Origin of the sequence: Nitrospina gracilis 3/211 (genome assembly GCF_000341545.2) — a bacterium.
GTDB lineage: Bacteria > Nitrospinota > Nitrospinia > Nitrospinales > Nitrospinaceae > Nitrospina > Nitrospina gracilis.
The window spans coordinates 814,259-825,449 of record NZ_HG422173.1; the positions used below are offsets into that span (position 1 = coordinate 814,259).

Genomic DNA, 11,191 nt, shown 5'->3' on the forward strand with positions numbered 1-11,191 from the left:
AGATGTCATGTCACTCATAGGTTCCCTGTTCTCCGGTGTGTCCGGCCTGCGATCGAATTCACAGGCCATGAACGTCATCGGCGACAACATTTCAAATACCAACACGGTTGGGTTCAAAAGCAGTAAAAGTGTTTTCGGCGATCTGTTCAGCACCGTCCTGACTTCCGGGTCGGTGACCTCGCAGGTAGGACAGGGCACGCAGTTCATCGGGTCGCTGCAGGATTTTTCGCAGGGTGCGATCGAAAATAGCACCAACTCCCTGGACATGGCGATCGACGGTCAGGGCTTTTTCATCGTCAACAACGGCCAGGGCAATTTTTACACCCGCGCCGGCCAGTTCCGCATCAATGACAACGGTGTGGTGCAGGACATCGGCGGCAACATTCTGCAGGGATTCCGCGTCACCGGCGGTACCGTGAACAACACCCTGGAGAACGTGGACCTCGCCGGAGTGCAGTCGGCGCCCAATGCCAGCACCCAGTTCACGCTGGGGGCGAACCTCGACGCCCGGTCTGCGGTAGGCACCACGTTCACTTCGCCGATCACGCTGGTCAACTCGGTGGGCAACCAGGTGGTGGCGTCCATCACCTTCACCAAGGCCACCAACACCACAGCCACCTTCCCGGCCACCACGCACACGCAGTGGGACTATGCGGTCTCGGTTCCAGCGGGCGAGGGCACGGTGGTCGCGGCTACGGCCAATAACAGCGGTTCGCTGGTGTTCGACAATACCGGGACGCTGGATGGCGTTCTCGACAGCGGCGGCACGGTGCTTTTCGGTGGTGATGTGCAGGACCTGACCGTCACCATCGACTTCACCACGGCGTCGCCTCCCGGTGCCACGCAGAACATCACCTGGGATCTGGCCGATACCACGGGCATCGCCACCAACGGCAAGGTGACCGGGTTCGCCGCCACCTCCAACAACAACTCGGTGGTGCAGGACGGGTTCCCCACCGGTGTGTTGACGGGAATCAGCGTGGCCAACGACGGGACCATCAACGGCCTGTTCAGCAACGGTCAGTCGGAGTCGCTTTTCCAGCTGGGCCTGGCGGATTTCCTGGCCCCGACCGGCCTGACGCGGGTGGGACAAAACCTGTTCGCGGAATCCGGGCTGTCCGGACAGCCAGTCATTGCCGCGCCACAGACCGGAGCGTTCGGCTCCGTGCTGGGCAGCACGCTGGAGCTTTCCAACGTCGACCTGGCACAGGAGTTCGTCACCATGATCAAAACCCAACAGGCGTTCCAGGCGAGCGCCCGCATCATCACCACCACCGACGACCTCCTTACGGAAACCGTGAACCTCACCCGTTAATCGTCGGAACCTCCTACCCGGGTCCCGTTTTGCGGGGCCCGGGTTTTTTTATGGCTGAGGATCGCCTCCTGATAAATCAGCAGGGGATTCTTGCCCACCGACCATCGTCACCCCAACAAAGCATTACCCAATTTGCTACGGGCCACACCCCCCGGCTTAGAGCCGGAGCAAACGGCTTGTATTCGGAACGCGCTGGAGGGTCATCGCCGTGACACTTGAGCATTAGCCAATTTGCTCGGGCCACGACCGCCCCCACGACGTGGGGAAGAAACGGTTTGGATTTGGAACGGGCCCGCCGACCATCGTCCGCCCACAAAGTATTACCCATTTTGCTCCGGGTCACGCCCGCTTTGGGCTTGACAAAGCGGTCAATAAAAATAGAATAAGCTCAAGCAATCTAGGTGATTACAGGCACGTAGCTCAGGGGTAGAGTACTTGCTTGACATGCAAGGGGTCGGCGGTTCGAAACCGCCCGTGCCTATTTTCTCAATATCAGGATCCTCCAAGGTCTTTTTAAGCAAAAAAAGGGCATCATGTGCGGATCGTCCCATGATGCCTTTTTACGTCTTATGAACGAACAAACGCAGAACAAACCGGCGCAAACGGAATTCGATCTCGACACCATCCGCCACAGCTGCGCCCACCTCATGGCGCAGGCGGTGAAGGACCTGTTCCCCGAGACGCAGGTCACCATCGGGCCGGTCATCGAGGACGGGTTCTATTACGATTTTTACCGCGAGACGCCGTTCGTTCCTGAAGACCTGAAAAAGATCGAAAAGCGCATGAAGGAGATCGCCAAGAAAGGTCTCGACATCCAGCGCCAGGAGATGCCGCGCGACGAGGCGGTCAAGTTTTTCAAGGACCTGGGCGAAGATTTCAAGGTCGAGATCATCGAGTCGATCGACCAGGGTGACGCCATCTCCGCCTACACGCAGGGAGACTTCACGGACCTGTGCCGCGGTCCGCACGTGGACAACACCAAGCGGCTGAAAGCGTTCAAACTGCTGTCCACCTCCGCCGCCTACTGGCGCGGCGACGAGCGCAACCCCGTCCTGCAGCGCATCTACGGCACCGCCTGGCGCACCAAGGACGAACTCAAGGAATACCTCGACCGTCTGGAAGAGGCCAAGCGGCGTGACCACCGCAAGCTGGGCAAGGAGCTCGACCTGTTTTCGATGTCGGAGGATGTCGGCCCCGGCCTGATTCTCTGGCACCCGAAGGGGTCGCGCATCCGCTACATTGTCGAGGAGTTCTGGCGGCAGGAGCATTACAAGAACGGTTACGAGCTGGTGTACACGCCGCACACGGCGAAGTCGGATTTGTGGCAGACCAGCGGCCATTTCGATTTTTACAAAGAGAACATGTTCGCGCCGATGGATGTCGAGAACAAGGAATACATCCTGAAGCCGATGAACTGCCCGTTCCACATTCAGATTTACAAGTCGCACCTGCGCAGTTACCGCGACCTGCCCCTGCGCTGGGCGGAACTGGGAACGGTGTACCGCTACGAACGGTCGGGCGTCATGCACGGCCTGCTGCGCGTGCGCGGCTTCACGCAGGACGACGCGCACCTGTTCTGCGCGCGCAACCAGATCGAGGCCGAGATCGAGCGCGTGCTCGGGTTCGTGCTTTATATTCTGCGCTCGTTCGGTTTCGACCAGTACAAGGTATTCCTCAGCACCCGGCCGGATAAATCCGTCGGCTCCGACGACGACTGGACCACGGCCACCGACGCCCTGCAGAAGGCGCTCGACAAGTCCGGCCTCGATTACGAGGAAGACCCCGGCGAAGGGGTGTTTTACGGACCCAAGATCGACATCAAGATCAAGGACAGCCTCGGCCGTTTCTGGCAGGTGTCCACCATCCAGGTCGACTTCAACCTGCCGCACCGGTTTGAAATGTCGTACGTCGCCGAGGACGGCAAACACCACCAGCCGATCATGATCCACCGCGCGCTGATGGGGTCCATCGAACGCTTTTTCGGATGTCTGATTGAGCATTACGCGGGCGCGTTTCCCTTGTGGCTGGCCCCGGTGCAGGTGATTCTTTTGCCCATCACCGACAACCAGAACGCCTATGCCGAAGAGGTGGCGGCGAAACTGGAAGAAAAGGGAATCCGGGTGGAAAAAGACTTGCGAAATGAGAAGATTGGGTTCAAGATAAGGGAGGCCCAATTGGCCAAAACCCCTTATATGTTGGTTTTAGGCGACAAGGAAGTGCAATCCGGGCAGGTGGCCGTCCGCAAGCGGCGCTCTCAGGATACCCACACCCTGTCATTGGATGATTTCTTGAAACAGTTGAAGCACGAGATTGACACCAAGGCGATCGATGTGCTTTGAAGCGTTTTGTCATTTGAAATTGAATAGGAGACCTTTGTATTAATAAAAAACAGCGTATCAACAACATGATCCGTGTCAAGGAAGTCACGGTGATTGGCGCCGATGGCGAACAGTTGGGAACGTTCCCCACGCACGAGGCCCTGTCGATGGCGCAGGAAAACGATCTCGACCTGGTGGAAGTCGCGCCGCACGCCAACCCCCCCGTTTGCCGGATCATGGATTACGGCAAGTACAAATACAAGCAAAGCAAACGGGCGCACGAAGCGAAGAAAAATCAGAGGGTCATTCACGTCAAGGAAGTCAAATTCCGGCCGAATACCGACCAGCACGATTTCAATTTCAAAATCAAGCACGCACAGCGCTTTCTTGAAGCCGGCGACAAGGCCAAGATCGTGATCTTTTTCAAGGGCCGGGAGATCGTTCACCGCGAAAACGGGCAGCGCCTGCTGGAACGCGTGGCCGAAACGCTGGAGGATCTTGCCGATATCGAACAGGCTTCGAAGCAGGAAGGTCGTACGTTGACGATGATTCTCGTACCGAAAAAGAAAAAGGAAGTTCCTACGAAAAAGGAAGATGCGGCCGAAGCCTGAGCGCCGGACCGTGACAGGAATAGAGATAAGGAAAACGGAGTCAGCACCATGCCGAAGATGAAAACCAACAAGAGCGCCGCGAAACGATTTCGCAAAACGGGGACGGGCAAGATCCGCAGAAACGCCGCGTTCACGAGTCACATCCTGACCAGCAAAACCACTAAACGAAAACGCAACCTGCGCCGCAGCCGCACCCTGACCAGCGGCGACGCCAAGCGCATCAAAGCCCTGTTGCCTAATTGAGCGAACCGGGAGAACACCAGGAGAATCTGAAAAATGCCAAGAGCCGTAAACGGAACTGTATCCCGTAATCGCCGAAAGAAAGTTTTGAAGCTGGCCAAAGGCTTCCGCAGTGTGCGCAGTACCGCGTACCGCAAGGCCCGCGAGGCGGTTGAGAAGTCGCTCACCTACGCTTACCGCGACCGCCGCACCCGCAAACGCGATTTCCGCCGCCTGTGGATCGCGCGCATCAACGCCGCCGCCCGCGCCGAAGGGCTGACCTACAGCCAGTTCATGCACGGCCTGAAAAAAGCCAACATCGACCTGGACCGCAAGGTGCTGTCCGATATGGCCATTCACAACGAAAAGTCCTTCAAGGCACTTCTCGAAACCGCTCGCTCCAATCTGAATTGACCGGCCTGCGGCCAGACGAACCCGGCTGATGCTCCAAGGGCGAGCTTTGGTTTCCCGGTGCAATCGGATTACACTGTTTGCCCCCGGCCCAGCCGGGCCTGTTTCCCCAGACCTTGCCTGGTATGATCGATCAGATTGACAACTATCGCCGGGAATTCGAAGAAGCTTTGGCGTCCGCTTCCACTTCCGCCGACCTCAAGGACCTGCGCACGCGCTACCTTGGAAAAAAGGGGCACGTCACGGTCATCCTGAAAGACCTGCGCGGCCTGCCGCCGGAAGAAAAACGTGCCGTCGGCAAACACATCAACGACCTCAAAACCCACGTCGAAGCGCGCATCCAGGAAAGGTCCGGCGAGCTGGAACATTCCGGCACCGGTAAAAAATCCGGCACGTTCGACACCACCCTCCCCGGCCGCCGCGAACCCATTGGTTCCCTCCACCCCGTCACACAGGTGATGGAAGAAATCACCCGCGTTTTCGTCAGCCTCGGTTTTGACGTGGCGGAAGGGCCGGAAATCGAATCCGATTATTACAATTTCGAAGCGCTCAACATTCCGCAAGACCACCCGGCGCGCGACATGCAGGACACGTTTTATATCGGCGATCGCGTCCTGCGCACGCACACGTCGCCGGTGCAGATCCATGTCATGGAAAAACAGCAACCGCCGGTGCGCATCATCGCGCCGGGCAAGGTGTACCGGTGCGATTCCGACATCTCGCACACGCCGATGTTCCACCAGATCGAGGGGTTGATGGTGGACGAGGGTGTGTCGTTCAGCGATCTCAAGGGGGTCATGAACCTGTTCGTGCACCAAGTGTTCGGTCCCGATACCGGTGTGCGTTTCCGCCCCAGCTTTTTCCCGTTCACCTCTCCCAGCGCGGAGGTGGACATTCAGTGCGTCATCTGCGGCGGCGACGGGTGCCGCGTCTGCTCGCGCACCGGATGGATCGAAATCCTCGGGTGCGGTATGGTGGACCCGGCGGTGTTCGGCTTCGTCGATTACGATCCGGAAAAATGGACAGGCTTCGCCTTCGGGCTCGGCATGGAGCGCATCGCCATGCTCAAATACGGCATCAACGACATCCGCCTGTTCTTCGAAAACGACCTGCGGTTCCTGCAACAGTTCTAAACGGCAACCGTTTCCCCTCTCCATCCCTTCACCCAATGAGAGCGTTCGATGGACCGTTACCGTCTTCTACGCTGGGCCCTGGCCGCTGGCGCGTTGGGATTCGCCGCGTTGTGCTCGATATACTTCGTCGTCAACATCACTCCCGGCCTCATTCCCGATACACTCATCCAAAAAGTACGTGAACCGGATTTACTGCGCTACCCGAAAGCAAAGCGATGCGCCGATTGTCATAAAGATATTTTCGAAGCGTGGAAGGAGAGCCGTCACTCGGTGGCGTGGGTGAGCGAGGGCTACGTCAAGGCGTCGGAGAACCACTCGAAAGAAAAATGCCTGAACTGCCACATTCCGACGACGGTGTTTCCGGGCGAAAAACCACAACCGCGCCTCAAGCACCGCGACGACGGCATCTACTGCGTGCCCTGCCATTTGAAAGAGGACGCCATGCACGGTCCGTACGATATCCTGTCGCCGCCGCACCCGACGAAACAGAACGACGCCTACCGCACCGCGAAGTTTTGTTCATCGTGCCACGAGAAAACCTACAAGCAGTGGCAGGCGACGGGGTCGGGCAAAACCTGCCAGTCCTGCCACATGCAACGCAAACTGGCGCGGCTGACACAAAGTTTTCCGAAAAGCCTCCTGCACGCCAAGCGCGAAGTCGCCGATCACAGTTTCCCCAAACGTGAAATCACCGAGGTGGACATCGCAGTCACCGGAACGTTCGGAAAGCGCGTGTTCGAACTGGAACTCACCAATCTCAACGTACCGCACTGGGTGCCGACCGCGGACAATGGCGATCCGCGCATGTACCTGTACACCACCTTTTTTGATGAGGCGGGAAAAGCCATCGACGAGTACAAGGAAATCCTCGCCCCACAGCAGGAAACCGCCCTGCCCTACAAAAAATCCGTGAAATACCGCTACCTGGCGGGAAGCAACGTGCAACGCGCGGAGCTTCTCATCCAGTACACGCCCGCCTGGTCCAAAGAAAAAACCGACGTGAAACGCGTGCATTTCTCAAGATAAGCCCTTGCTTTCCATTGGTTCGGTTTAGCTATAATAGAAGTCTATATCGTTTTCACGATTACCAAAAACTGGGAGGGCTTCATGATCCGTACTTTTCAATTCTCCGCACTTGTTTTCGTTGCAATGCTGTTGTGGTCCGCTACGCCCGTTCTGGCCAAAGACCTGGTGGTGAAAGAGCCGCCCGATTCGCTGAAAAAACTCTACCCGCCCGAGTCCAAGGAGCCGAAGTGGATTCAGCAGATGCACGCCCTCTCCGGCAACTTCGGCGGTGTGTTCACCAACATGGGCGAAGGTGATTGGGAAAACGCGGAAGCGCGCGCCGCCGATTTCTTGAAAGCCTACGAGGAAACATCCAAGTTGGTGCCGGAATGGGAAGAATACTTCGATCTCAAAGCGGCGAAGACGTTCGCCGAGGCGGTGAAAACGCACGACCCGAAAAAGATCGGGGAAACCTCCGGTGCCGTTGGCAAGACCTGCGGCAAGTGCCACGCGGACCAATACGTCTCCGTGTGGGCGCATTTCCACTGGCCGCATGCGGATAAAATCAAAATCCTCGATCCGGTCACTGAAGAAGAGCTGGCTTACGGCAAATTCATGCACAAGATTTCCGGATCGTTCAACGCCGTCACCACCAATTTTAAAGAAGGGCAGTACGACCGCTCGGCCAAGGCGGTGCGCGGATTCAAACAGCGGTTCATGGAGTTGAAATCCACCTGCTCGAAGTGCCACACCACCGACGCGGTGAAACAGTTTTTCGTCGGTGACGAGGTCAACAAGGCCTTCGACGACATGCGCGACACGTTGATGCAGGACAAACCGAATCCCGGCGAGTTCTGGAAAAACGTCGGCATCATCGGCAGGGAAGGTTGCAAGAAGTGCCACCTCACTCACCGCGCCTGGGCCATGATCCAGGAATACTGGGAAGAAGGAACGCACAAACATTGATGAGGCATAACGGAATGGAATGAAATCAGCGCAAGGATCATCCGCGAAACCGGCAACGGGCCGGGGGCGGGGAGCAACCCCGCCAACCGGTTCAAGCCGCTCGACCGCTCCACGGCGGAGGACTGGCTGGACGATCCTCAGGGCCCGGGCCAGAACACAGAGTTCTGGCAGGACGTTTCGAAGTCGATCCTGTCGTCGAACGACAGCCCGGATATTCCTTTCAATTACAGCCTGAACGCCTACCGAGGGTGCGAGCACGGTTGCGTCTATTGCTACGCGCGGCCGACGCACGAGTATTTCGAGCTGTCGGCGGGAATCGATTTCGAAAGCAGGATCCTCGTCAAGCCCAACGCGCCGGAACTTTTCCGGCAAGCGCTTTCCAGAAAAAGCTGGCAACCGCAGACGATCGCCGTCTCCGGCGTCACCGACGCGTACCAGCCCGTCGAGCGCAAACTCGGCCTCACCCGCGCCTGTTTGCAGGTGGCGCTCGATTTCCGCAACCCCGTCGCCATCATCACCAAGAACGAACTCGTCACGCGCGATATCGATGTGCTGTCGCAACTGGCGGCGTTCGACTGCGCGGCGGTGTATCTTTCCATCACCACGCTCGACGCGAACCTCGCACGCAGACTGGAGCCGCGCGCCTCGACGCCGGAGAATCGATTGCACGCCGTGCGTGCGTTGAACGAGGCGGGCGTGCCCGTGGGTGTGCTCGCGGCGCCCATCATCCCCGGCCTCACCGATCACGAGATCCCGGCATTGCTCAAAGCGGCGAAAGACGCGGGCGCGCAGTTTGCGGGGTATCAGGTACTGCGCCTGCCGCATGGATTGAAAGACCTGTTCCGCGAATGGCTGGAGACGCACGTGCCGACGCAGGCAGGCAAAGTGCTCAATCGCATCCGTGAGGTACGCGGCGGGGAGTTGAACGACACGCGCTTCGGCGCGCGCATGAAAGGTGAAGGCGTGTATGCGGAGCAGATCAAACAGATGTTCACGCTCGCGCGCAAGCAGGCGGGGTTTTCAGCCGGCGGACCACGTCTGTCCATCGACCACTTCCGCGATCCCACCGACCGGCAGGCAACCCTGTTTTAAAAAGACAGGAACCGGTTTACTGACACCACCGATTCAACCAATTTTCTCTTCCCAGTGCTGAAGCAGGGCCCGGATGAAGTCGCGGTGCGATTTCTCTTCGCTTTCCAGCTCGATCAATACCGACTTGGTTTCCACATCTTCACAACTGGCCCGCATCAGTCCATAGAATTCGACGGACATCTCTTCACATTTCAGACAGACATGCAGCGCTCGGGGAATATCCACTGAATTGGGCATGCGTTCCAGCGTTCGGTCCACCAGCGGAAACAATTCCTTTTGAATTTGCGTGTCGATCAGTTCGCGCAACTCCTGGCTGTGGTTCCAGCCACAATGCTGACTTTTCTCTGTACCCAGCATGTTTTCGAAATGCTTTTCATGATGGGCTTCATCCCGGGCCATCAGCAATAAGTAATTTTTCACCACCGGGTCTTCAATGCGCCCGGCAAGTCCGCGATACAACTCCTGCACTTTCTCTTCCATTTCCGTTGACACTTCAAGAAGTTCCTGGCTCGCGATTTCCATGACTCGTCCCGCCTCTGAATTTTTATGGAGAGTGCTCTATTAGTTAATATAGAACCCGGCCGGGAAATGGAAACCCCCGAAAGGCACTTTGATTCAGGAAATACAGGTGCCTTTGATTGTGGGAAATTTCGGCTGTTTTTATTGAGAGAAGGTTGCCGGAAAGAGAAGCGTGGGTTTTCCGGAGGAGGCGTTGCTTATTTCGGTTCCGGGCGCTGGGCGCGGCGGACGATGTCCTTGTCGAAGTAGTTGATGCTCATGCCGGCGTCGAGCACGATGCCCTGCGCGTTGATGCCGCTCGACCGTTCGCTCAACAGAAACACGGCGGCGTTCGCCACCTCCTGCGTCTGCAACGCCTTTTTGCGGAGCGTCAACTGCTCGGCGTGCATATACGAGTCAAGGTAGCCCGGTATGCCGGCCGAAGCCGAAGTCTTGAGTAATCCGGCGTTCACCGAATTGAACCGCACCTGAGAAAACGCGCTGAACGATTTGGCGAGGAAGGCGAGCGAGGAGTCGAGCGCGGCCTTGGCGGGCCCCATGTAGCCGTAGTTCTCCGCCGCCATGCGCGTGGTGGAAATGCCGACGGCGACGACCGACGCGTCTTTCGCAAACAGGTCCTTGAATGTGTTCGACAGGCGGATGAGCGAGTAGCAGGAGATGTCAACGCACTGCAAAAAATCCCGCTTTGAGGTCTCGTGAAACGGTTTCAGTCCGTCGGCGAAGTTGGCGAAGGCGATGGAATGCACCAGACCGTGCAGAGTACCGGTGGTTTTGGCAACTTCGTCACGCAGGCGGTCGATCTGCGCTTCGTCCTCCACGTCGCAGACGAACATCGGCGCCGGGTCGAGCAGTTTCTTGACGCTGGCCTTGCGCGTTTCCGATCGCACGCTGTAGATCACTTGCGCGCCTTCCGCCTCCAGCGTTTTGCCGATGTGGTAGGCCACGCTTTTCTTGTTGGCGACGCCGGTGACGAGGATGCTCTTGCCTTCGAGGCTGAGGAAGCTCACCGCTGTTCCTCCATCAGCATGGCGGTGAACTCGACCGACACCGCGGTCTTGCCGTTCACCTCCGCCTTGCCTTTCATGTAATGCGCCGGACCGACACTCTCGCCGTACTCGACGCGGATATCGAGCACGCTGTCGGGATATACGGGTTGTTTGAACTTCACGTTCTGGATGCGTGTCAGCACCGGCACCTTGCCTTCCTCCGTGCCCAGTTTTTTCGCCATCAAGAGAGCGCCCGCCTGAAACACGCATTCGCAGATGAGCACGCCGGGCATGATGGGGAAATCCGGGTAATGGCCTTTGAAGAACGGCTCGTCGGCGTTTATGGTTTTGCGCGTGTGGATACGCGTGTCGGTTTGCTCGACGATTTCATCGACGAACAGGAACGGCGGCCGGTGCGGGATGGTGTTTAAGATTTCGTCGTTCATAAGAATACTTCAGTTGGGAGAAAAGAGGAAATATCATTCCCCCTCACCCCGCCCTCTCCCGCGAGGGGGAGAGGGAGATTAAAGGAAAGGTCATTCGTCCCCGCGTCGAACGGAATCGTCGCCGTGGACAATCGTCCGCCTCATATCTCATAATATTTCCTTGTTGTCCT

Annotated in this window: 12 protein-coding genes and 1 tRNA gene; 10 read left to right on the plus strand and 3 right to left on the minus strand. The window is 57.7% G+C overall.

Annotated elements, in window-relative coordinates; translation table 11 throughout:
- Positions 1–7: 7 nt before the first annotated feature.
- The 10 genes from TX82_RS03785 to TX82_RS03830 all read left to right on the plus strand — a co-directional run bounded on the left by TX82_RS03785 (position 8) and on the right by TX82_RS03830 (position 9,070).
- Positions 8–1,315, plus strand: coding sequence for a flagellar hook protein FlgE (locus TX82_RS03785; protein ID WP_005007178.1), 1,308 nt, complete (start codon positions 8–10; stop codon positions 1,313–1,315).
- Between the two features lie 409 nt (positions 1,316–1,724).
- Positions 1,725–1,796 (plus strand) — tRNA-Val (locus tag TX82_RS03790).
- Positions 1,797–1,884: 88 nt separating this feature from the next.
- On the plus strand, positions 1,885–3,654 hold the full coding sequence (gene thrS / locus TX82_RS03795; RefSeq protein ID WP_042251804.1) for a threonine--tRNA ligase: 1,770 nt from the start codon (positions 1,885–1,887) through the stop codon (positions 3,652–3,654).
- A 38-nt stretch (positions 3,655–3,692) separates the two neighbouring features.
- A complete protein-coding gene (gene infC, locus TX82_RS03800) occupies positions 3,693–4,244 on the plus strand; it encodes a translation initiation factor IF-3 (RefSeq protein WP_275450597.1) in 552 nt (183 codons plus the stop codon).
- A 48-nt stretch (positions 4,245–4,292) separates the two neighbouring features.
- The gene (rpmI, locus tag TX82_RS03805) at positions 4,293–4,487 is read left to right on the plus strand and encodes a 50S ribosomal protein L35 (protein ID WP_005007187.1); all 195 of its coding nucleotides are present in this window, start codon (positions 4,293–4,295) and stop codon (positions 4,485–4,487) included.
- A gap of 33 nt (positions 4,488–4,520) precedes the next feature.
- Positions 4,521–4,877: a 50S ribosomal protein L20 gene (rplT, locus tag TX82_RS03810; RefSeq protein ID WP_005007190.1), complete on the plus strand. Its 357-nt coding sequence runs from the start codon at positions 4,521–4,523 to the stop codon at positions 4,875–4,877.
- Positions 4,878–4,999: 122 nt separating this feature from the next.
- Positions 5,000–6,007, plus strand: a complete 1,008-nt coding sequence (locus TX82_RS03815) for a phenylalanine--tRNA ligase subunit alpha (RefSeq protein WP_042250480.1) — start codon at positions 5,000–5,002, stop codon at positions 6,005–6,007.
- A gap of 48 nt (positions 6,008–6,055) precedes the next feature.
- On the plus strand, positions 6,056–7,033 hold the full coding sequence (locus TX82_RS03820; RefSeq protein WP_005007194.1) for a multiheme c-type cytochrome: 978 nt from the start codon (positions 6,056–6,058) through the stop codon (positions 7,031–7,033).
- A gap of 81 nt (positions 7,034–7,114) precedes the next feature.
- The gene (locus TX82_RS03825) at positions 7,115–7,978 is read left to right on the plus strand and encodes a hypothetical protein (protein ID WP_005007196.1); all 864 of its coding nucleotides are present in this window, start codon (positions 7,115–7,117) and stop codon (positions 7,976–7,978) included.
- Between the two features lie 39 nt (positions 7,979–8,017).
- The gene (locus TX82_RS03830) at positions 8,018–9,070 is read left to right on the plus strand and encodes a PA0069 family radical SAM protein (protein WP_244875051.1); all 1,053 of its coding nucleotides are present in this window, start codon (positions 8,018–8,020) and stop codon (positions 9,068–9,070) included.
- A 33-nt stretch (positions 9,071–9,103) separates the two neighbouring features.
- Here TX82_RS03830 and TX82_RS03835 read toward each other — a convergent pair whose 3' ends face one another.
- The 3 genes from TX82_RS03835 to fabZ form a co-directional block, all read right to left on the minus strand.
- The gene (locus tag TX82_RS03835; RefSeq protein WP_005007197.1) at positions 9,104–9,592 is read right to left on the minus strand and encodes a ferritin-like domain-containing protein; all 489 of its coding nucleotides are present in this window, start codon (positions 9,590–9,592) and stop codon (positions 9,104–9,106) included.
- Between the two features lie 194 nt (positions 9,593–9,786).
- On the minus strand, positions 9,787–10,596 hold the full coding sequence (locus TX82_RS03840; protein WP_005007199.1) for an enoyl-ACP reductase FabI: 810 nt from the start codon (positions 10,594–10,596) through the stop codon (positions 9,787–9,789).
- Entirely contained in the window at positions 10,593–11,021 is a 429-nt protein-coding gene (fabZ, locus tag TX82_RS15930; protein ID WP_005007201.1) for a 3-hydroxyacyl-ACP dehydratase FabZ, read from the minus strand. The genes TX82_RS03840 and fabZ overlap by 4 nt, the downstream gene beginning before the upstream one ends.
- Positions 11,022–11,191 lie beyond the last annotated feature (170 nt).

Bases quoted from the DNA above. Each gene is read 5' to 3' on its own strand.
- TX82_RS03785 (WP_005007178.1), top strand. From the start codon at position 8: ATGTCACTCATAGGTTCCCTGTTCTCCGGTGTGTCCGGCCTGCGATCG.
- thrS (WP_042251804.1), top strand. From the start codon at position 1,885: ATGAACGAACAAACGCAGAACAAACCGGCGCAAACGGAATTCGATCTC.
- rpmI (WP_005007187.1), top strand. From the start codon at position 4,293: ATGCCGAAGATGAAAACCAACAAGAGCGCCGCGAAACGATTTCGCAAA.
- rplT (WP_005007190.1), top strand. From the start codon at position 4,521: ATGCCAAGAGCCGTAAACGGAACTGTATCCCGTAATCGCCGAAAGAAA.
- TX82_RS03815 (WP_042250480.1), top strand. From the start codon at position 5,000: ATGATCGATCAGATTGACAACTATCGCCGGGAATTCGAAGAAGCTTTG.
- TX82_RS03820 (WP_005007194.1), top strand. From the start codon at position 6,056: ATGGACCGTTACCGTCTTCTACGCTGGGCCCTGGCCGCTGGCGCGTTG.
- TX82_RS03825 (WP_005007196.1), top strand. From the start codon at position 7,115: ATGATCCGTACTTTTCAATTCTCCGCACTTGTTTTCGTTGCAATGCTG.
- TX82_RS03835 (WP_005007197.1), bottom strand. From the start codon at position 9,592: ATGGAAATCGCGAGCCAGGAACTTCTTGAAGTGTCAACGGAAATGGAA.
- fabZ (WP_005007201.1), bottom strand. From the start codon at position 11,021: ATGAACGACGAAATCTTAAACACCATCCCGCACCGGCCGCCGTTCCTG.